The 20,170-nt window shown below is 50.0% G+C and carries 21 protein-coding genes and 1 pseudogene; 8 read left to right on the top strand and 14 right to left on the bottom strand.

Annotation, left to right across the window (positions count from 1 at the left end; genetic code table 11):
* Positions 1-1,230 (top strand): hypothetical protein, encoded by a 1,230-nt coding sequence (locus SU32_RS04655; protein ID WP_053998186.1) that lies wholly within the window; start codon positions 1-3, stop codon positions 1,228-1,230.
* Between the two features lie 122 nt (positions 1,231-1,352).
* On the opposite strand, the pseudogene SU32_RS04660 reads toward SU32_RS04655, so the two are convergent.
* From SU32_RS04660 to rph, 7 genes and pseudogenes are all read right to left on the bottom strand, one after another.
* Positions 1,353-2,000, bottom strand: a pseudogene (locus tag SU32_RS04660) (magnesium chelatase domain-containing protein); the annotation flags it as partial.
* Positions 2,001-2,210: 210 nt separating this feature from the next.
* Positions 2,211-3,149 carry a glutathione synthase gene (gshB, locus tag SU32_RS04665; RefSeq protein ID WP_053998187.1) on the bottom strand — a complete coding sequence of 313 codons (939 nt, stop codon included), beginning with the start codon at positions 3,147-3,149 and terminating at the stop codon, positions 2,211-2,213.
* Between the two features lie 204 nt (positions 3,150-3,353).
* On the bottom strand, positions 3,354-3,722 hold the full coding sequence (locus SU32_RS04670) for a YraN family protein (RefSeq protein ID WP_053998188.1): 369 nt from the start codon (positions 3,720-3,722) through the stop codon (positions 3,354-3,356).
* A complete protein-coding gene (gene rsmI / locus SU32_RS04675; protein WP_053998189.1) occupies positions 3,715-4,605 on the bottom strand; it encodes a 16S rRNA (cytidine(1402)-2'-O)-methyltransferase in 891 nt (296 codons plus the stop codon). The genes SU32_RS04670 and rsmI overlap by 8 nt, the downstream gene beginning before the upstream one ends.
* Complete coding sequence (hemW, locus tag SU32_RS04680) at positions 4,605-5,783, bottom strand: radical SAM family heme chaperone HemW (RefSeq protein WP_053998190.1); 1,179 nt, start codon at positions 5,781-5,783, stop codon at positions 4,605-4,607. The genes rsmI and hemW overlap by 1 nt, the downstream gene beginning before the upstream one ends.
* Entirely contained in the window at positions 5,770-6,420 is a 651-nt protein-coding gene (gene rdgB, locus SU32_RS04685; RefSeq protein WP_053998191.1) for an RdgB/HAM1 family non-canonical purine NTP pyrophosphatase, read from the bottom strand. The genes hemW and rdgB overlap by 14 nt, the downstream gene beginning before the upstream one ends.
* Positions 6,420-7,145, bottom strand: a complete 726-nt coding sequence (gene rph / locus SU32_RS04690; protein WP_053998192.1) for a ribonuclease PH — start codon at positions 7,143-7,145, stop codon at positions 6,420-6,422. Before rph ends, rdgB begins: the two co-directional genes overlap by 1 nt.
* A 128-nt stretch (positions 7,146-7,273) precedes the next feature.
* Between rph and hrcA the strand changes: the two genes are divergently transcribed.
* The 3 genes from hrcA (at position 7,274) to SU32_RS04705 (ending at position 9,829) form a co-directional block, all read left to right on the top strand.
* Entirely contained in the window at positions 7,274-8,356 is a 1,083-nt protein-coding gene (hrcA, locus tag SU32_RS04695; protein WP_053998193.1) for a heat-inducible transcriptional repressor HrcA, read from the top strand.
* 87 nt (positions 8,357-8,443) lie between these two features.
* Complete coding sequence (gene grpE / locus SU32_RS04700; RefSeq protein ID WP_053998194.1) at positions 8,444-9,190, top strand: nucleotide exchange factor GrpE; 747 nt, start codon at positions 8,444-8,446, stop codon at positions 9,188-9,190.
* 3 nt (positions 9,191-9,193) lie between these two features.
* Complete coding sequence (locus SU32_RS04705; protein WP_053998195.1) at positions 9,194-9,829, top strand: trimeric intracellular cation channel family protein; 636 nt, start codon at positions 9,194-9,196, stop codon at positions 9,827-9,829.
* On the opposite strand, the gene SU32_RS04710 is transcribed toward SU32_RS04705, so the two are convergent.
* A complete protein-coding gene (locus tag SU32_RS04710) occupies positions 9,830-10,828 on the bottom strand; it encodes an adenosine kinase (protein WP_053998196.1) in 999 nt (332 codons plus the stop codon). It abuts the gene before it with no gap.
* 133 nt (positions 10,829-10,961) lie between these two features.
* Here SU32_RS04710 and SU32_RS04715 point away from each other — a divergent pair, with 133 nt between their 5' ends.
* A complete protein-coding gene (locus tag SU32_RS04715) occupies positions 10,962-11,678 on the top strand; it encodes a sulfate transporter family protein (protein WP_053998197.1) in 717 nt (238 codons plus the stop codon).
* On the opposite strand, the gene nth is transcribed toward SU32_RS04715, so the two are convergent.
* Entirely contained in the window at positions 11,668-12,438 is a 771-nt protein-coding gene (nth, locus tag SU32_RS04720) for an endonuclease III (RefSeq protein WP_053998198.1), read from the bottom strand. The two genes, SU32_RS04715 and nth, sit on opposite strands and share 11 nt — an antisense overlap.
* Positions 12,439-12,459: 21 nt before the next feature.
* Between nth and SU32_RS04725 the strand changes: the two genes are divergently transcribed.
* From SU32_RS04725 to SU32_RS04735, 3 genes are all read left to right on the top strand, one after another.
* The gene (locus SU32_RS04725) at positions 12,460-12,963 is read left to right on the top strand and encodes a DUF2244 domain-containing protein (RefSeq protein WP_053998199.1); all 504 of its coding nucleotides are present in this window, start codon (positions 12,460-12,462) and stop codon (positions 12,961-12,963) included.
* Between the two features lie 29 nt (positions 12,964-12,992).
* The gene (locus tag SU32_RS04730; protein WP_245625491.1) at positions 12,993-14,366 is read left to right on the top strand and encodes a mechanosensitive ion channel family protein; all 1,374 of its coding nucleotides are present in this window, start codon (positions 12,993-12,995) and stop codon (positions 14,364-14,366) included.
* Between the two features lie 74 nt (positions 14,367-14,440).
* Positions 14,441-15,322, top strand: a complete 882-nt coding sequence (locus SU32_RS04735) for a methylated-DNA--[protein]-cysteine S-methyltransferase (RefSeq protein WP_053998201.1) — start codon at positions 14,441-14,443, stop codon at positions 15,320-15,322.
* Positions 15,323-15,328: 6 nt separating this feature from the next.
* Here the strand turns inward: SU32_RS04735 and SU32_RS04740 are convergent, their stop codons facing one another.
* The 5 genes from SU32_RS04740 to SU32_RS04760 form a co-directional block, all read right to left on the bottom strand.
* Entirely contained in the window at positions 15,329-15,970 is a 642-nt protein-coding gene (locus SU32_RS04740) for a 2,3-bisphosphoglycerate-dependent phosphoglycerate mutase (protein ID WP_053998202.1), read from the bottom strand.
* A 35-nt stretch (positions 15,971-16,005) separates the two neighbouring features.
* On the bottom strand, positions 16,006-16,824 hold the full coding sequence (gene dapB, locus SU32_RS04745; RefSeq protein ID WP_053998203.1) for a 4-hydroxy-tetrahydrodipicolinate reductase: 819 nt from the start codon (positions 16,822-16,824) through the stop codon (positions 16,006-16,008).
* 7 nt (positions 16,825-16,831) lie between these two features.
* Positions 16,832-18,631, bottom strand: a complete 1,800-nt coding sequence (locus tag SU32_RS04750; RefSeq protein WP_053998204.1) for an ABC transporter ATP-binding protein — start codon at positions 18,629-18,631, stop codon at positions 16,832-16,834.
* 71 nt (positions 18,632-18,702) lie between these two features.
* Entirely contained in the window at positions 18,703-19,734 is a 1,032-nt protein-coding gene (locus SU32_RS04755; RefSeq protein ID WP_053998205.1) for a glucokinase, read from the bottom strand.
* Positions 19,727-20,146 (bottom strand): methylglyoxal synthase, encoded by a 420-nt coding sequence (locus tag SU32_RS04760; protein ID WP_053998206.1) that lies wholly within the window; start codon positions 20,144-20,146, stop codon positions 19,727-19,729. The genes SU32_RS04755 and SU32_RS04760 overlap by 8 nt, the downstream gene beginning before the upstream one ends.
* Positions 20,147-20,170: the final 24 nt, after the last annotated feature.

The following is a 20,170-nucleotide window of genomic DNA, read 5'->3' on the forward strand; positions in this document are numbered from 1 at the left end:
TTGTCAGCATTCCTGGATGCCACACCAGAAGACCTCAAATCACTTGATCTGAATGTAGCTCGTAGTGAACAGGAGGCTCAATTAAAATCAGACCTTGGCGTGATCTGCACGGTTAAACACGGCATCACAGTTAGCAGCCAGAGGGACTCTGGAAAATACTACGCTCTGCTCTGTAATTTGGGGCCGGTCCGTGAGGCGGGTACTTGCATCGTTTCACTTTCACCCGGCCAGCATCGTTTGGGATTTGCCTTTCCTCTCACTGCATTGAAGTCAGGCGTGGGCATTGAGGAGGGATGGCCAAGCAATTTTGCGGAAGTCGGCTTTCGTAAACTCACTACTTTGGAAAACATCCATAAATACTCAGTTGTGCGGTCGATGGCCGAACTGAAGCATCGCGAACTTTATCTGGATGAACTTTATTCTGATAATCTCACAATGTTCGTTTTTAGTCGCGAGGCACTTGCGAATGCCGATGTGTCCACTTCAATCTTGGAGTTAATGCTCCTTGAACGAGGCGTTTATCAAGTTTTGGGATTTCAATCCTTAGCAGAGACAATTAACGGCTTGCACCCACTTCCTTCGGGACCAATCAAGTTGAGGTTGCCCTGCCTAGATGCTCAGGGCGATAGTGAAGTAATCAGCGAGTTAATTAAGCGCGGTGACGCTGACGTTTCAGGCGTTGGGGGATTTCTCCAATATTATCAAATCCTAGAATTTTGTATTGATAGAATTTTCCAGCAAGAGATTAGACAGCTTCCAAGTGCCCAATTGGATACATGGGCATTAAAAGAGCAACTAGGAAACATTACCTCAGAGAGAAAGCGCATAGCTTGGCTAGATGTAAAATATTTGCGGAGCACCGTGGATCGCAATGCGTTTGAGGAGCTGAAAGTTGAATGCATCGGCTTCTTGAAGAACTCTCACATCGAGATTGACGAGCAGAAGTCTTGGCATGAATGCCTATACAAAGTTAGGAACATCATTGTTCATAATCAAATTAAAATGCACCGAACGCCGGGCCGGGTATCATTACAAGATTTAAATATGGCTCTAAGAAAGAGTAGTTTTGAGCTATTGCTTCACTTTGATCTTGGCGCAACAAATTCCCAGTTAGTTACCACAAATGCAGACGGAAGAAAGCAAGGTCTACCTGAACAAGCCGGCACGGTGAAACAAATCATGGGGATGGCCATTAAAGCTATCAAGGGCAACTGGAATAGCATTTTCTAGATGAACGAGCATTTCAGAATGAAGTCAATAATTGACACAAGCCCATCACTGGAAATTTTAACTCGAATATTTATCCACATTCAGTGCGTGTACAACTAAGTTAAATGAAGGTCTTTTGTTCACACAATGAGCATGTTATGACCGCCCGCAGCGGCGACTTCCAATGCCCGCTTTGCCGTTTCCTGCCCTTTAATATCGGCAAGATCAGGCAGGACAGATTTGGCGATGCGCGTTACCGGTTGCGGACGTGATAAAACCTGCGTGCCCCTGAAATGATTGGCAAGGCCGATCAAGCTCACCGGGGCTAGAATTGGCATATCGCTGTCGGCCCAAGCGGCTTCCGCGCCGCACTCATAAGGGCATATCAACCCCTTGCCAACGCTGTTTGCAGCAATCGCAGCAGGCAGCACACCCGCGACAGCGGCAATGGTTCCATCCAGCGAGAGTTCGCCCAAAACACTATAATTGGCTAAACTATCGGACGGAATCGCGCCTAAAGCTGCCATAAGGCCAAGCGCGATTGGCAAATCAAAATGGCTTCCTTCTTTCGGCAAGTCCGCAGGCGCAAGGTTGATCGTTACTTTTTTGGGCGGCATTGAAAGACCGGACGCATGTAGTGCCGCCTGAACGCGCTCACGGCTTTCTGCCACCGCTTTATCCGGCAGACCGACAATGTGCATATTCATCTTGCCGGGCGCGACCATAACCTGAACATCAACCGGCACTGCATCAATGCCCTGAAACGCAACCGTCGAAACTCGTGAAACCATTTTGGCCCCCACCATCCCGGTGCAAAAAAAGTTTTTTATACGCACCGCCTACACAACCTACTCCGTACAGGTTGCGCTACGGCAGCTATAAACGCACATATGGGAAAACAATGCAAGAACATTGCGGGAACAAATTAATCTCGAAGTTGTAATTTAGTTGTATCCGGTTGTGAGACCGGAACAAAAAACCCGAAAACAAATGGCTTGTTCTTAAAGTTTCGCTTCAACAGCATCCCAGAAAAGAGCTGCAATATCAGCGCCGCCGAATTTCTTCACCTCACGTACACCTGTGGGCGACGTTACGTTGATTTCGGTCATCAAACCGCCGATTACGTCAATGCCCACCAAAGTCAGTCCGCGTTTTTCCAGCTCCGGCCCGATGCGCGCGCATATTTCCAGTTCGCGCTCGGTCATCGTTGTTTCAACAGCCTGACCACCAACATGCATGTTAGACCGTGTGTCACTTTCAGAAGGAACACGGTTGATCGCACCGACCGGTTTACCGTCAATCAGCAAAATACGTTTGTCGCCAGCGCGCACATCTTTCAAATAGCGCTGCGCGATAATGGGTTCACGTGTTAGCTGCGTAAACATCTCCATCAGGGATGTCAGGTTTCGGTCTCCGTCACGAAGGTGGAAAACACCCGCACCGCCATTACCGTAAAGCGGCTTTAAAATAATATCGCCATGCTTTTCACGGAATGCGCGGATCTCGTCCAGATCCAGCGTTACAATGGTTTCCGGCATCAGGTCGCCAAATTCCATCACGAATATTTTTTCCGGCGCATTGCGCACAGAGCGCGGATTATTCACCACCAAAGTGTCAGAATGAACCATCTCCAACATATGTGTTGTTGTGATGTAATTCATATCAAAGGGCGGATCCTGACGCAGCAACACAACGTCCATATCGCGCAGGCTGGTGCGCACTTTATCACCAAGAGTGAAGTGATCGCCTTCGACATCGCGCACTTCAAGCTTTTCCATTGCGGCGGTTACATCCGAACCGCTCATCGTCAGGCGGTCAGGTGTGTAATGGTACAGTTCATGGCCGCGCGCTTGCGCCTCGAGGCACAGAGCGAAACTTGTATCGCCACCAATGGAGATGTTTGCGATATGATCCATCTGGATTGCGATTTTAAGCGCCATGTCTATTTCCTATAATCAGTTTTTCTAAAGGCCTTGCGATGAACATGTTTCAACATAACGCCTCTAAATCTCTGTTTTGCCGCGTGTTTGGTGCGAAAAACCGGTGCCCACTTTTTCACAACACGCTCTAAGTGCGCCCTGCAACACGAAATTACAATCCTTGCCCTATTACGTTTTAGTGAACGCTTATTCAAACTATTTGAATCAAGGCATATAGATTGCCGGAATATGGACTGGCCAGCGCCTCGGCAGACAAGCAATTAAATCATAACGGATCGACAATGAAGCATAGTCCTGCTGCTTTGCAAGCCAAAGATCACCTGCCGATTCTATGCGGCGAAGTGTGGTATGCGTTACAGCTTCCATCGCTTCTTCAACAGAGTTACGCGCCTTTACTTCGACCATTAAAATCAAATTGCCGCGCCGTGCAATTATGTCGACTTCACCGGATTTGGTTTTGAACCGCCTGGCAACAATGCGATAGCCTTTCAATCTCAAACACAGTGCCGCCAACCATTCACTGCGATGGCCTTTTTTATAGGCATCGCGCTTTTTGCTGGTCCCGTCACGCATCGTCGTTCTTGAAAGTTAAGAGCCGTGCGTAAAGATCGGCTTTTTGCAGGCCTGTTATTTTCGCCGCTTCTTTGGCTGCCTTTGAGGCGGGCATCTCTTCCAATAAGGATTTCAGGATTGCATCGACATCTTTTTCAGATGTGGCCGTATCTGTGGCTTGCGCAGGTGCGATGAGAATTACTATTTCACCTTTTATCGTTTCACCATCGAAACGATCTGATATTTCTCTAGCAGACAATGTAAGTATTGTTTCAAATCGCTTGGTCAATTCACGACCAACGCACACCATTCTGTCAGCGCCCATGACATCACAAATGGCCTTTAATGATCCGGCTAACCGTGTCGGTGCCTCGAATAGAATCAATGTGGATTGAACATGTGACAGAGCTTGCAGAAAATTTCGCCGCGCTCCGTCCTTGTTTGGGAAAAACCCGACAAATCTGAAATCATCAGAAGGCAAACCGGATGCGGCCAAGCCTGCCAACACCGCCGATGCGCCCGGAATTGGGATGACGCGAAATCCGGCCTTTCTAACCTCAACGACCAAACGGTAGCCCGGATCAGAGACAAGCGGTGTACCTGCGTCGGAGACCAATGCCACCGACTTTCCCGCGCTAAGCTGTTCAATCAGTTTTGGTCCCACCTTCTGCGCATTGTGCTCGTGATAAGCATAGGGCTTTTGAACGATACCGTAACGATCCAGCAATCGCCGCGTGATGCGGGTGTCTTCGCAGGCAAGAACATCACATGCAGCAAGCGTTTCCAGCCCGCGGATTGTCATATCGCCTAAGTTCCCGATTGGCGTAGACACCAGATAAAGGGCTGCCTCCAATGGCGGCGCACTGATTTCATGGCCTGAAATGATAAAGGAACGATCTGCCATTAACCTGCCAAACTCGCAACAACACTATTGAGCACCATGCGCCCGGATTGCGTTGCCCGCAAGCGCGTGTTGGATACCGGCTCTATCAAACCATCCATTGCGAGATTATTGAGCGCTTCCTGATTTAACGTTCTGCCGCTTAATTCTTCAAAGCGTGGAACATCCAAACCCTCGACAAGCCGCAATCCCATAAGCAGCAACTCGTCACCTTGCTGGTGTCTGTCCAACTTTTCGCGCTCGACGATCGCATGGCCGGTTTGCCGTGTTTTGTCCAACCATTGCTCCGGCATGCGCTCGGTTATGGTCACATGTTTGAAACCATCATCGCCTGTAAAGCGGCCATGTGCGCCCGGGCCAATGCCGACATAATCCCCATAGCGCCAATAGGTCAGATTATGGCGCGATTCTGCACCAGGGACCGCATAATTTGATATTTCATAGTTAAGCAGACCGGCATCGCGTGTAACACGCTCTGTTACATCATAAAGGTCGGCCGCCAGATCATCTGACGGAATGATAAGCTTGCCCGCACGGTGAAGCGCTTGAAAAGGCGTATCGTCCTCAATTGTCAGTTGATAGAGTGACAAATGGTCGGCCGCATAGGAAATAGCCTGTTTCAACTCGGCCTCCCAAGCATCCAATGTTTGTTTTGGTCTTGCATAGATCAAATCAAAAGAAAGACGCGGGAAAATATCCCGCGCCAAGCCAATCGCGATCTTTGCTTCTTCAACATTGTGCAAGCGGCCCAAAAACTTCAAATCCGCATCATTGAGTGATTGCACACCGAGTGAAACACGGTTGATCCCTGCTTTGCGATAGGCGCGAAAACGGTTCGCCTCGACCGACGAAGGGTTGGCCTCCATCGTAATCTCTATGCCTTCCGGCAAACCCCAATATTTGGCAATACCGTTCAACGAAGCTTCGACAGTTTGCGGCTCCATAAGCGAGGGCGTGCCACCGCCAATAAAGACACTGGTGACAGTGCGTGGCCCCGTTTCTTGGCGCATTGCCGCCATTTCACTTAAGAAACCCGTCACATATTCGCGTTGGTCGACAGGTTTATGGCGCACATGGCTGTTAAAGTCACAATAGGGGCATTTGGCCGCGCAAAACGGCCAATGCAAATAAACGCCGAAACCCGGCGTTCCGTCATCACCATTGATGTTATTCGACACCAAGGGCTTCTCTTGCAAAAATCTGGAATGCCCGCGCGCGGTGCGACAACGCATCCGGCTGACCGGGCTGCCAGCCATGTTTTTCCTGCGATGTCATTTCACCGAATGTGCGCTCATGGCCATTGGGGACAAAAACCGGATCATAGCCAAACCCAATATCACCGCGTGGCGGCCAAACAAGATGACCCTGCGCAACACCCTTATAAAACTCGCAATGGCCATCTGGCCAAGCAAGACAGAGCGTTGCATTAAAAGAGCCGGTTCTCTTTTCCCGCGTATCAGCGCCCTTGGCTTGCAGCTTTTCTTCGACATTACGCATCGCCATGTCAAAGTCACGTGACCCATCGGGTAGTTCAGCCCAGTCAGCGGTATAAACGCCCGGCTCACCGTCCAGCGCATCAACACATAGGCCGCTATCGTCTGACAATGCCGGAAAGCCGGTTGCCTCCATAGCGGCAATCGCCTTTATACGCGCATTATGCTCGAATGTGGTTCCGTCTTCTTCCGGTTCAGGCAGGCCAAGTTCACCGGCTGATGTGACTTCAAAGCCGAAAGGCTCGATCAATTCACGGATCTCTTTCAGCTTACCGGCATTATGCGTGGCAATAACCAGTTTACCCTTTTCCAAACGCCGGCTCATTACTCGATTCCCAAAGCCTGCTTCTGAAGAGCTACCAATTGCTGGATTGCGCTGTCCGCATTATTATAGAGCTTATCAAATTCTTCACGGGTAAACGGCGCGCCTTCTGCAGTTCCCTGAATTTCGACAATGCCGCCGGAGCCGGTCATCACAAAATTCGCATCCGTTTCAGCGTTGGAATCTTCTGCGTAATCCAAATCGGTGACCGCTTCGCCTGCGTATATACCGCATGATATTGCCGCAATGTGATCTTTGATAACGCGGTTTTTTGAAGCCATCTGGCGCGAATGCATCCAGTCAAGACAATCATAAAGTGCAACAAAACCGCCGGTGATTGCCGCCGTACGTGTGCCGCCATCGGCCTGAATAACATCGCAGTCAATCGTGATCTGGCGTTCGCCCAGCGCTTCAAGGTCAACAATCGCGCGCATGGAGCGGCCAATCAGGCGCTGGATTTCCTGTGTGCGTCCGCCTTGTTTGCCGGATGCAGCCTCGCGGCGCATACGGTCACCTGTGGCACGCGGCAACATACCATATTCAGCCGTAACCCAACCTTTACCGGAATTACGCATCCAGCCTGGAACACGTTCTTCCAGACTTGCCGTACAAAGCACATGGGTGTCGCCGAATTTTACAAGGCAAGAGCCTTCCGCATGTTTTGAAAACCCCCGTTCAAAACTGACTTCGCGCATTTGCTCTGGTGTTCTTCCCGAAGGGCGATTCATGATGGACCTCTTTCGTAATTAGCTATGCTTGTGGCTTTTAATGCAAACACAAACACAATCATAGAGTCGCAAACCCTTTTACTTGCCACAATGCAAGCTCTATATAGATGGTAGTTACTGATCAACAAATGAGAACCATGCCTCACCGCCCGCAAGACTTAATTGACAATCTGGATGACCGTTCACGCGATATATTCAAACGCATTGTTGAAAGTTACCTGGACGCCGGTGAACCACTCGGTTCGCGCAATCTGTCAAAACTTCTGCCCAATAGCCTTTCGCCGGCCTCTGTGCGCAATGTTATGAGTGATCTCGAGCAGTTGGGCCTTATCTATTCGCCCCATATCTCTGCCGGACGCTTGCCGACAGAACAGGGACTTCGGTTTTTTGTCGATGCCTTTATGGAAAGCGGGACTGCATCGGAAGATGAACGCAAGCTCATTGAAAGGCAGCTTCAGGGCGATATTCCTGATCAGGCAACGGATGCGCTTCTAACCGGTGCCAGCACGATGCTCTCCCATATTTCCAAAGGGGCAGGGCTTGTTGTTGCGGCCAAACGTGAAGAAGCGATGAAACATATCGAGTTTGTGCGCCTTGAGGAGACAAAAGCGCTCGCGGTAATCGTTTGGGAATCCGGTGAAGTTGAAAACCGCGTATTGGAGCTGCCGCGCGGTGTCATGACATCGCAACTGGCAGAAGCGGCCAATTTCCTTAACCACCATGTGCGCGGTCAAACACTTAAGGAAGCAAAACTGCAAATCGATCTACGCCGTGATGATGTCCGCAAGGAACTAGATACGTTGAGCGCCGATCTTGTGGATCGGGGACTTGCCATATGGGCAGGCGATAATAAAGGCGCGCCTTCGCAGCTTATTGTGCGCGGCAGATCAAATTTGCTTGAAAATCTGGATGATGCGGCAGATGTCGAGCGCGTCAAGCTTTTGCTCGATGACCTTGAGCGCAAGGAAGAGATTATTCATTTGCTCGAAATGGCGGAAACAGGTTCAGGTGTCCGTATTTTCATTGGCTCTGAAAACCGCTTGTTTTCGCTGTCCGGCTCATCGCTGGTTGTGGCCCCTTACCGCGATTCAAATCAAAAAGTTATCGGTGCCCTTGGCGTAATCGGTCCGACTCGATTAAACTATGCCCGTATCGTGCCGATGGTGGATTATACAGCGCAGCTGATTTCCAAAATGATCGAACGGCAATGATTCGCGTGTTCGGGCTTGATTTTTGGCTCCACACACTCGATATGCACTGACGCATAGAATGACACTTAATTCCAATGGATATTGACCATGGCCGACGAAACAAACACGCCACAAGATGGCATGAGCCCAAGCGCCCGCGAACGTCTGCGCAAGGCAGCTGACGAGCTTTTGAAAGCCGACCGGAAGGCAAACCGCCGCGCCGCTGCCGAAAATGCGGATGATTATGCCGAACTCGACCCCAATGAGTTCGATGATGAAGGCAACTGGATCGGTGAAGATCCTGATATGGATACCGAGCCGCAAGTTGATCCGGTTGAGGCACTGACAGCAGAAAATGCGGAACTGAAAGACCGTATGCTGCGCCTTGCCGCCGATATGGAGAACCTGCGCAACCGGACAAAGCGCGAAGTATCGGATGCAAAGACTTTTGCGGTTGCAAACTTTGCCCGTGATATGCTTGGCGTCTCGGACAATTTGCGCCGTGCAGTTGAGGCTGTATCTGACGAGAAACGCGCAAATGGTTCTGATGAATTCAAAAGCCTGCTGGAAGGCGTTGAACTGACCGAAAAATCCATGCTCAGCACGATGGAACGCCACGGCGTGAAGAAGCTTGATCCGGAAGGTCAGAAATTTGACCCGAACTTCCATCAGGCCATGTTCGAGGTGCCAAACCCTGAAGTGCCGAACAATACCGTTGTTCAGGTTGTACAATCCGGCTACCAAATTGGCGAGCGTGTCTTGCGTCCGGCGATGGTTGGTGTTGCCAAAGGCGGCGCTAAAACACCGGCGGCAGAAACACCTGCCGAAGATAATTCTGACCAAAGCGACAGCTAGTCGTTGGAAGTTTTACCGTTTCTTGATTATGCCGGTGTTGCTGTTTTTGCAGCCACCGGCGCTCTTGCCGCATCCCGCAAGCAACTCGACATAATTGGCTTCTTGTTTTTTGCCTCTATCACAGGCATTGGCGGCGGTACTTTACGCGATCTCGTTCTTGGGCAAACACCTGTTTTTTGGGTGCTAAATCCTGCTTATATTCTCGTAAGCACGGGTATTGCCATTTTAGTCTATTTTACGGCGCATTTGTTTGAAAGCCGCTATAAGCTTCTGCTCTGGCTGGATGCTATCGGCATATCCGCCTATGCGGTTATGGGCGCCTCAAAAGGCTATTCTGCAACAGATTCCATTAGCATCGCCATTATCATGGGGATTCTAACCGCAACTTTTGGCGGTATTTTGCGCGATGTATTAGCCGGCGAACCATCTGTTCTTCTGCGTCCGGAAGTTTACATTGCCGCGGTTCTTGCCGGTGCAGCCACATACACACTTGCGACCGTTGTCGGAATGCCGCTGGTCATCGCTGCCAGTGCCGGCTTTTTGGTGACATTTATCATCCGCGGCGGTGCATTACGCTTTGGCTGGACGTTCCCGACCTATAAAAGCCGTCCGGGCCGTGACCCGGATGACATTATGTGATCAGGCTTTGAGCAATCCTGCATCAATGCCCGCTTGTTTTAGAGAAACTTGCGGACGCGGACCAATCTGCTGAATGATAATACCTGCCGCGAGCGATCCGAGATTTCCGCAAATATCCAAATCAAGGTTTTGCGAATAGCCGTGCAGGAACCCGGCCGCATAAAGATCGCCAGCGCCTGTTGTATCCACTAATTCGTTAATCTCGATGGCCTGAATATCATATGTATCATCGCCGCTGATTATCACAGAACCGTCAGCACCCTTTGTGATAGCGGCAAGATCGCAATCATCACGCAGCGCAGTTAACGCGGTTTCAAAATCAGCCGTCTGATATAGTGATTTAAGCTCTTCACCATTAGCGAAGATGATATCGACGGTGCCTGACCGCATCAGCTCCAAAAACTCTTCCCGGTACCGGTCGACGCAAAAAGGATCAGACAGGCTCATGGCAACCTTTTTGCCATTTGAATGGGCTATTTCTGCCGACTTTCTGATCGCGTTCTTCGCGCGCGGCGGATCCCATAAATAGCCTTCAAAATAAACAACGCCGGAATTACCCGCTTTGTCTTCTTCGACATCTTCAGGGCTGAGTTCAACACACGCCCCCAAATAGGTGTTCATTGAACGCTCGCCATCTGGCGTTACAAATATCATTGATCGTGCCGTTGGCGGTGTATCTGCAAGAGGCTCTGTATCAAACGCCACGCCTTGAGCGCGAATGTCATGGCGGAAAATTTTGCCCAAATGATCGTCGGCGACTTTGCCAAAATAGGCCGCACTTGAACCAAAATTCGCAATGCCTGCTGCAGTATTGCCCGCACTACCACCTGACGACTCTATGGCCGGTCCCATCCGTTCATAAAGCAATTCGGCCCGATCAGCATCAATCAGGTTCATTGCCCCTTTGATAATGTCATTGTCTTTGAGAAAATCTTCTTCAGCGCGCGCGATAATATCAACAATGGCATTGCCAATACATAGAACGTCATAGTTAGCCATAAATATTGCTCTTCATTAATGTTTTGATGGCTTTAGCGTGGAGCGACAAATTATAAAAGCCCTGTTCTAAAATCCTGACATTGTTGCCCGGTATATTCTTGCAATTGAATATTCCAACACCCATTTCGTCTTTATGCTAATCGTATCTGCCCAAAAAGCGGTCGGAGAAATTCTTGACCCGAAAATGCGCCAAGTGTTCTGGAAAACGCTGGGCCTGACAATTCTCGCGCTTATCATTATCTGGAATCTGGTAACAGCGGGCCTGGAAACTTTTGCCGTGCCTTTCATCAGCGAATGGTTCGCAAGTTTTAGCCTGCCAGATTGGACAGGCACGATGGGTCTGTTTGCTGCTATCTTCGCCGGTCTTGGTCTTGCCGTCGGACTGGCGTTTCTTATCGGCCCTGTCAGTGCCGTGATTGCCGGATTATTTCTTGATGATGTGGCAGAACATGTCGAAAGCCAAGATTATCCGAACGACAAAGCCGGAACCGCCATGCCGCTTGGGCGTTCGATCATCATGTCGGTTAAGTTCTTTGGCATTGTGATCCTTGGCAATATGTTCGCCCTGATGCTGCTGCTCGTACCGGGGGTCAATCTGATCGCCTTTTTCGCCGTTAACGGCTATCTGCTCGGGCGAGAATATTTTGAGTTTGCTGCCATGCGCCACCATGATGTTGAAACAGTGCGCATGCTGCGTTCACGCTATTCGGGAACAATTATCATGGGCGGCTTGATGATTGCCTGCTTTCTGGCCATCCCCATTGTCAATTTGCTGACACCGTTATTTGGCGCTGCCTTGATGGTTCATCTGCACAAGGCAATCGCATCCAAAGCGCAGATCACGCAATAATTTGTTGCGGTAACTCGACAAGAGGCGCCGGTATATCGCAGGTCTTTTCTTTTGACTTACAAATATCGGCGATGACGCATTTTTCGCATTCGGGCTTGCGCGCCTTGCAACAATAACGCCCATGCAAGATCAGCCAATGATGCGCATGGAAAAGATATTCCTTCGGAATAATCCGCATCAATATCGCTTCCACATCGTCAGGCGTATCGGCAGGCGCCAAGCCAATACGCTTTCCTATGCGCAATATATGCGTATCCACCGCCATTGTCGGAATACCAAATGCCATCGACATGACCACATTGGCGGTCTTTCGGCCGACACCGGGTAAAGTCACCAGTTCTTCACGGGTTTTAGGCACGACCGAACCGAAGTCATCAATGAGCTTTTGCGACAGCAGGATCACATTTTTGGCCTTGTTGCGCCAAAGACCAATGGTGCGGATATAGTTGCCGACTTTTTCCTCACCCAGCGCCAGCATTTTTTCCGGGGTATCGGCGACTTTAAATAATTCTCGCGTTGCTTTGTTTACACCGGCATCTGTGGCCTGCGCGGAAAGCGCGACCGCGACCACCAGCGTAAAAGGATTCACGTGAAGCAATTCACCTTTAGGTTCAGGCCGCTGGATGGAAAATCGGCGGAATATTTCATGCAGTTCCTGCTGGTTATATTTCGTGCGCGGCAGACGCTTTTTTTTGCCTGTTGCTGGCGACTTTTTTTTCGTTGCAACTGATGCGGCAATTTTTCCTTTTCCGGTCGTCATCGCGTCCTATATCCTGATTTTATGAGTAACACTGATTTTGACATAAGCGGCGATGGCAGCGATGCAAACCCGATTTTTGCAGCGCAGCTCATGCCCTACAGGTCTCTGTCACCTGCGGGCTTTGCGATTATGATGGCGATCGTTGCCGCCATATGTGTTTCCAACGCGTATTTTTACTATCATCTGGGCGCCTGGCCGGTCACTATTTTCTTCTTTTTTGACGTAGCGCTTTTATACTTTGCTTTCAAATTAAGCTATCGCGCCGGACAGGCCCGCGAGGAAATTACTGTGCGGCGTTCTGCTTTAGAGGTCAGAAAAATTGCCCCGAACGGGTGTCGGCGCGAACATGTCTATAATCCGTTCTGGGCCAAATTTCATGTCGAGCGCAACAAGGAAATAGGCATTACCTCGATGCGTATTACCGGTGAAGGCTATCAGTCAACGATCGGCGCATTTCTCAATCCGGATGACCGTGAAAGCTTTGCGCGCGCATTTTCCGAAGCTCTTGCGAAAGCCAAAAAATGAGGCCAATCTCCCCGCGTAATGCGGAGAGGATGATGCGACTGATTTCAAATATAATTTGCACTTTTACGCTATGGTTGGTCCTGTGCTTTGGTGCCGTAGCCCAGTCTGATACCGCGTCGCAGCAAACGACCGATGAAGCGATCATCAATGCTGACACATCTGTGGTTGAAGATATTGATATCGACCTGCGCATTGAACGTATTTTAGCCGAACTTGACGGCATGAACCGTGTTTATGTTACCGTCCATTCAGGCGTTGTGACACTGCGCGGCGAAGTCACGGAAGCAAGCCTTGCCGAACAAGCAATCGATGTTGCCAAGCGCGTTGAAGGTGTTGTGACCGTGCGCAATGAAATCACCGAGGTGACATCACTGCGCGAGCGGCTTGTCCCTGTGTGGGAGCGGCTCAATAACCGCTTCTGGCAGTCCATCGCTTTTGTGCCATTGTTCAGCGTTGCATTGATCGCCGGCGGCATCGTTTTTTTGATCGGTCTTTTTGTTGCTTCACGCCCCTGGCCTTGGGACCGTATCAGCCCAAACCAGTTCATCGCTGATTTGCTCCGCCAGATCGTCCGATTGGTGTTTTTTGTTGTCGGTATCGTGCTGGCACTTGATATTTTAGGCGCCACCGCATTGCTGGGGACAATACTCGGTGCAGCCGGTATTGTCGGTCTTGCCATCGGCTTTGCCGTTCGTGACACAGTTGAAAACTATATTGCTTCAATTTTGCTTTCCATCCGTCAGCCGTTTAGGCCGCGCGACTTTATTTCCATTGAAGGTTTTGAAGGCTTCGTTATCAGCCTTACCTCGCGCGCTACTATTTTAATGGACGCTTCCGGAAACCATATCCGGATTCCCAACTCCACAGTGTTTAAAAGCAATATCACGAATTTCAGCCGTAATCCGCATCGGCGTTTTTCATTTGAAATCGGTGTTGCCAGCGAAAGCAATCTCGACAAAGCATTAGAGACGGGCCTGAACGCGGCAATCGCACAGGATTTTATATTAAAAGAACCTGCGCCAGACGCATGGATCGGTAGCATTGGTGATTCAAATGTTGTTTTGGTGTTCACCGGATGGGTGGATCAAACAAAAACAAGCTTTACCAAAGCCCAGTCTGAAACAATGCGGCTCACCAAGCTGGCGCTCGAAAGAAACGGCTTTGCACTACCCGAGCCGATTTTCCGCATTATTCATCAAGATGATTCATCGGTGCAAACGCTTCAAAAATCGCCGAAACCGGCCAAATCAACACAGGCAGAGCAGCTTGAGGATGATCACGCCAAAGATGTGCGTCCTGACGAAAGCATCATCGAGCGCGTTGATGAGGAGCGCAATAATGCGGGGCGCGAAGATCTGCTCAATGAAAATGTGCGCGATGAACTTGGGAAGAAAGAAGCGTAATTAATGTCAAGATTCGGGTGGCTCTTGGATAATCAAAGTGCTGGAATAAAGTATCAGTAGTCCGGAGATAAGCCATGTCACACGCAGCAGAAATTTCGCTCACACAAGAAGTTAAGCGTGATAGCGATTATGAAAAAATTGCGCGCGTAATATCGCTGATAAGCGAAAATTACCGCGAACAACCTTCGCTTGATGAACTGGCTCACAATGTTTCGATGGAGCCAACTGCGCTGCAAAAACTTTTCACGCGATGGGCTGGCTTATCGCCAAAAGGTTTTTTGCAGGCGGTCACTATTGATCATGCACGCCGCCTGCTGGCTGCTGATCTGCCGCTTCTTGATACGGCCTATGAACTCGGCTTGTCCGGTCCGAGCCGGTTGCATGATTTGTTTGTAACCCATGAATCCATGTCACCTGGAGAGATCAAATCAGGCGGTGCCGGGCTCACTATCCACTACGGGTTTCATGCGTCACCATTTGGACTTGCCCTTATTATGACGACATCGCGCGGTCTGGCTGGACTGGCCTTTTGCGATATTGGCGATGAGCGTGCAACCTTTGACGATATGGCGCAACGCTGGCCATTTGCGCGTTTTGAAGAAGATTTGGACGCTACAAAACCTTATGCCCAACGTGTGTTTGACCCGACACAATGGAACGATAATCAGCCTTTGAGGGTCGTGCTTATCGGCACTGATTTTCAGGTTGACGTTTGGGAAGCATTGCTCAAAATACCGATGGGACGCGCAATGCCCTATAGCCAGATTGCGCAGGATATCGGCCGGCCAAAAGCATCGCGCGCTGTCGGTGCGGCAGTCGGTGCGAACCCGATTTCATTCGTGGTGCCTTGCCACCGCGCCATGGGTAAATCAGGCGCGCTGACCGGCTATCACTGGGGACTGACCCGCAAACGCGCCATGCTTGGCTGGGAAGCGGGGCAGGTTTCCAATTCCTGACATGCTCTAATGCGCGCCAGACATATCGCCCAGAACTTCTTTGGATTTCACCGTTGAATCCGCATTCAGCTCATAAACAATCGGTACACCTGTGCCTAAATTGAGCTTCAAAATGCTTTCTTTGTCCATACGGTCAAGCACCATGATGAGTGACCGCAAGGAGTTACCATGCGCGGCAACAAGCACTGTTTCACCGCGCAGAACACGTGGTAGAATATCCGTCATAAAATAAGGCCAAACGCGCGCGCCGGTATCGCGCAGGCTTTCACCTTCTTCACCCGGCGGCGGCGTATCATAAGAGCGGCGCCAGATATGAACCTGTTCTTCACCCCATTTTTCGCGCGCATCATCTTTGTTCAAACCGGCCAGATCACCATAATTGCGCTCGTTCAGCGCCTGATCGTGGATTGTTTCCAAGTCGGACTGACCAACACCATCCAGAATCATCTGGCAGGTTTTTTCCGCGCGTTGCAAAACGGATGTAAAAGCAATGTCGAATTTGAAACCTTTTTCAGAAAGCACACGGCCGGCTTCTTTTGCTTCTTCAACGCCCTGCGCGGTCAAATCAGGATCTTTCCAACCGGTGAAAAGGTTGAGTTTGTTCCATTCGCTTTGTCCATGACGGACAAGAATGAGTTTACCGGACATAGGAAAGCTCCATTTTGTAAGTGTGTTGTTTATCTCTAGTCGTTCAATCCGAGAACGTCACGCATTGAGTAAAGTCCCGGCTTTTGGCTCACAGACCATATGGCTGCATTGACTGCGCCGCGCGCAAAAATACCGCGGTCTTCTGCACGGTGCGACAGCGTAATGCTTTCACCGTTGCCGGCAAACAGGACAGAATGGTCACCAACCACCGATCCGCCACGTAATGTTGCAAAGCCGATTGAACCTTCTTCGCGCGCGCCGGTATGGCCGTCGCGCACACGCACAGACTTATCTGCCAAATCAATCCCGCGACCTGCCGCTGCCGCGTCACCTAGAAGTAAGGCAGTGCCTGATGGTGCATCAACTTTATGCTTATGGTGCATTTCCAGCACTTCGATATCCCAATCCTGCGCCGCCAGTGCTTTTGCCGCACGCTCGACGAGAACCGACAACATAATGACCCCCATCGACATATTGCCGGATTTCATGATGGTGGTCTTTTCGGCAAAACCTGCCAGTTTGGTATCATCATCTGCTGACATACCTGTCGTACCGACAATATGCGCGATACCTTTTTGGGCAGCATAATCTGCAAATGCCAATGTAGCCGCCGGTGCAGTGAAATCGATGATAACATCGGCATTAGCCAATGCCTGATCTTTATCAGCCGTAACTTCAATCTCGTTAGCCGTCTCACCAATTAGCGTATGCGCGTCCACACCGATTGTATCGGCACCCTCACGCTCCAAAGCACCGACAAGCACGGTTTTTGGATTTTGCGACACGGCGCTGATCAGCGCACGGCCCATGCGACCGGATGCGCCAACAACTGCAATTTTTACGGTTTGTGTCATGCTGCACCTATTCTATATCCAGAGCGGCCTTGCCGCCTTTGCCAAGTTGATTGAGACGGGCATACATGCCGCCGCGCTTTTTCGACAATGATTCATGTGTTCCGGTCTCAACGACCTGTCCGTCATTGATAACAATAATTTTGTCAGCATTAATGATGGTTGAAAGCCGGTGCGCAACCACAATTGTTGTGCGGCCCTTCATCACCTTTTCAAGCGCCTCTTGAACCAAACGCTCCGACTCGTTGTCGAGTGCCGATGTTGCTTCATCCAGCAACAATATCGGCGCATTGCGCACGATCGCCCGTGCAATTGAAACACGCTGACGCTGTCCGCCGGACAAAGTCACGCCGTTCTCGCCAACCGGCGTATCATAGCCATCGGCCTGCTGGAGAATAAATTGGTGGGCATTGGCCAGTTCTGCGGCTTGAATTATTTCCGCGTCGGTCGCATCGGGGCGACCATAGCGGATATTGTCCATAATCGAGCCTTCAAACAGATAGGCTTGCTGCGAGACAAAGGCGATTTGCTGGCGCAGTGAACTTTTGGTCACGCCGCCAATATTTTGACCGTCAATCAGGATATTGCCACTGGCTGGATCATAAAATCGCTGTATCAGGGAAATTACCGTTGATTTACCAGATCCTGATGGTCCTACCAATGCAGTGGTTTTACGGCTTTCCGCCTTAAAACTTAAACCGCGCAGGACATAGCTGCCATCGCCGTAATCAAAATCGACATTGTCGAACTCGATCTCACCACCATCAACGGCCAACTCAACGGCGACGGACGCGTCGCGCTGTTTGTCTTCCATGTCGAGGATTTCATAAATCATGCGGGCATTAACGACCGCTTTTTCCAGATTCACTTTCAACCGCGCCAGACGTTTTGCCGGATCATAGGCGAACAATAATGCGGTAATAAATGCGAACATCGCGCCGGGCGGCTGCGCGTCATTGATGGCGCGGTAACCGCCATAGGCGATAGCGCCTGCAACGGCAAATCCTGCAATTATTTCTGTTATCGGTGTTACACGTTCAGAAATTACGGCCAGTTTGTTATTGCGGTTTTTCGCATGTTCAATGGTGTTTTCTATCTTTTTGCTGAGTTGTTCTTCCATCGTGAACGCTTTGATCACGGTGATACCCTGCATCGCTTCCTGCATTGTACCGATCACACGTGCGTTCAAATGGACCGTTTCACGGGTTACCGAGCGGATACGCTTGGAGATATAGGCCACACCGAAAATCAAAAGCGGACCGATGATGAAAGTAACCAGTGACAAGGTTGCATCCTGAAGAAACATCACAATGACTAACCCGACCAGAGTGACAAAATCACGTGCCAACGATGTGATCGTCAGCGATAGTACTTCACGAATGCCTTCAATATTCGCCGAAATCATTGCCGCCAGACGGCCCGACCGGTTGTCTGTGAAAAAATCAACGCCGGTGGACATTAATTTGGAAAAAACGCGCTTTTGATATCGGGCAACCAGATCATTGCCGATGCGCTTCATGGTCGTGGCCTGAAAATACATGGCCAGCGCACGCAATGTAAAAGCGCCCATAATAGCAAAAGAAATCAGCGCAATCAGATCTTTGCGTTGGTTGTAGAATATTTCATCAATGACGTCGCGCATAATCCATGCGGAAAATGCTGTCGTGGCTGAAATAACCAACAGGCAGAGCACAACAAAAGCGTAGGCTTTGAAATATTGACGCCCGTTTTCATCATAGATGCGCTTCAGCACACTTAATAAATCGCCGCCGTCAATGGCTTGTTTGTTTGCCGATGTAACCTTGGTCAAAATGCTGCTTCTCTTGCTGATATTGAGGCGGGTATAACGGAACCGGCATCAAAAAAACAGCATATATTGACCTATTCAGCACACCAATGACGACGGTCCAATGACACACCAAAACGCACAGGTGTACGCGCATAAGCTGTCAGTCCGGCAAGCGGTGCCTGTTCGTGCAAAATGGCAAAGGTTGGCATTGCGCTGATAATTTCAGAATGCGGTGCCTTGTTTTCAAAGGCAGCCCTGAACCGTTCCTCATCAAAAATTGATAGAATCTTCTGAGTAATACCGCCAGTCAAATAAACCCCGCCCTTGGCCATAAAAATAAGCGCCAAATCACCGGCCACGCGGCCCAGATATTCACTGAACAGGGAAATTGTTTCCACGGCTACCGGATCAGATTTGTCTTTTGCAGCAGCAGTTACGTCTTCAGGCGTGGTAAACTGCGGCTCTTTCCCATTTGCCTTTGCAACAGCCTGATAAAGATTGACCAGACCGCGGCCACATAGAATTTGCTCGCCGGTCACGCGGCCGCCAATGCGCTCCAAATGCGGGAAAATTTCAAGATCACGGTCCGTCTGCGGCCCAAGATCAATATGTCCACCCTCACCGGCAACCGGTATCCAAGTATTTGCAGCATGAATCAAACCGGCCATACCCAAACCGGTACCTGGGCCCAAAATGACGCAATTGCTGCGCTCGGCTTTTTCGCCATTGCCCAGTTTTTTCAAGTGCTCGTCTTCAAGCGCAACGATCGCCAGTGCCTGCGCTTCATAATCATTCAGAACAATAATGTTCTGAAGGCCAAATTGCTCGATCATCTGTTCGGGTTTCACGACCCAGTGATTGTTGGTCAGGTCAATTTCATCACCGTCTGTTGGTCCAGCCACCGCCAGAACCGCCGCGCGGGGTAACAGCGATGTACGATCAAGAACGTGACTTTGGATGGCCGCATCCAGAGACGGGTAATCTTTGGTCTTAATCGGCTCGAATGTTTTCGGCTCTGCATAAGAATCAACAACAATCGAAAAACGGGCGTTGGTACCGCCAATATCTGCAATCAAAATCGGAAAAGGAAGCGCTGTTGGTGAAACATGCGAATGACTAGGCATCTAATTCTCCATCTGCCTGTTCGGCAAAGTTCGTCAGTAAAATTTCGGCGGTAGACCGGTTCAGCGCCATGGGAATATCATAAACAATTGCAAGCCGCATAAGCGCCTTTACATCAACGTCATGAGGCATAGGTGTCAGCGGATCGACAAAGAAGATCAGCCCATCGACATTTCCCTCGGCAATCATTCCCCCGATTTGCTGGTCTCCGCCAAGCGGCCCGCTTTTAAGCGGCATCAAATCAAGATCTTTATGTTCTGCGATTATACGAGAACCGGTTGTACCCGTTGTGAATATCCGGCACTCCGAAAAATGCGAAATATGCCTGCCCACAAAATCGACAAGATCGTCTTTTTTCTGATCATGGGCAATCAGCGCCAGAACAGGCTTTTGTGCTTCTTCTCGGTTATCCATCAATCGACTTTTCTTTAAATCGTT

The organism is Ahrensia marina (assembly GCF_001293565.1).
Taxonomy (GTDB): Bacteria; Pseudomonadota; Alphaproteobacteria; order Rhizobiales; family Rhizobiaceae; genus Ahrensia; species Ahrensia marina.

Bases quoted from the DNA above. Each gene is read 5' to 3' on its own strand.
- rph (WP_053998192.1), bottom strand. From the start codon at position 7,145: ATGAATCGCCCTTCGGGAAGAACACCAGAGCAAATGCGCGAAGTCAGT.
- SU32_RS04760 (WP_053998206.1), bottom strand. From the start codon at position 20,146: ATGGATAACCGAGAAGAAGCACAAAAGCCTGTTCTGGCGCTGATTGCC.
- SU32_RS04710 (WP_053998196.1), bottom strand. From the start codon at position 10,828: ATGGCTAACTATGACGTTCTATGTATTGGCAATGCCATTGTTGATATT.
- gshB (WP_053998187.1), bottom strand. From the start codon at position 3,149: ATGGCGCTTAAAATCGCAATCCAGATGGATCATATCGCAAACATCTCC.
- SU32_RS04740 (WP_053998202.1), bottom strand. From the start codon at position 15,970: ATGTCCGGTAAACTCATTCTTGTCCGTCATGGACAAAGCGAATGGAAC.
- rdgB (WP_053998191.1), bottom strand. From the start codon at position 6,420: ATGAGCCGGCGTTTGGAAAAGGGTAAACTGGTTATTGCCACGCATAAT.
- hrcA (WP_053998193.1), top strand. From the start codon at position 7,274: ATGAGAACCATGCCTCACCGCCCGCAAGACTTAATTGACAATCTGGAT.
- SU32_RS04715 (WP_053998197.1), top strand. From the start codon at position 10,962: ATGCTAATCGTATCTGCCCAAAAAGCGGTCGGAGAAATTCTTGACCCG.
- SU32_RS04670 (WP_053998188.1), bottom strand. From the start codon at position 3,722: ATGCGTGACGGGACCAGCAAAAAGCGCGATGCCTATAAAAAAGGCCAT.
- SU32_RS04730 (WP_245625491.1), top strand. From the start codon at position 12,993: ATGATGCGACTGATTTCAAATATAATTTGCACTTTTACGCTATGGTTG.
- rsmI (WP_053998189.1), bottom strand. From the start codon at position 4,605: ATGGCAGATCGTTCCTTTATCATTTCAGGCCATGAAATCAGTGCGCCG.
- SU32_RS04755 (WP_053998205.1), bottom strand. From the start codon at position 19,734: ATGCCTAGTCATTCGCATGTTTCACCAACAGCGCTTCCTTTTCCGATT.
- dapB (WP_053998203.1), bottom strand. From the start codon at position 16,824: ATGACACAAACCGTAAAAATTGCAGTTGTTGGCGCATCCGGTCGCATG.
- SU32_RS04725 (WP_053998199.1), top strand. From the start codon at position 12,460: ATGAGTAACACTGATTTTGACATAAGCGGCGATGGCAGCGATGCAAAC.
- nth (WP_053998198.1), bottom strand. From the start codon at position 12,438: ATGACGACCGGAAAAGGAAAAATTGCCGCATCAGTTGCAACGAAAAAA.
- SU32_RS04735 (WP_053998201.1), top strand. From the start codon at position 14,441: ATGTCACACGCAGCAGAAATTTCGCTCACACAAGAAGTTAAGCGTGAT.
- grpE (WP_053998194.1), top strand. From the start codon at position 8,444: ATGGCCGACGAAACAAACACGCCACAAGATGGCATGAGCCCAAGCGCC.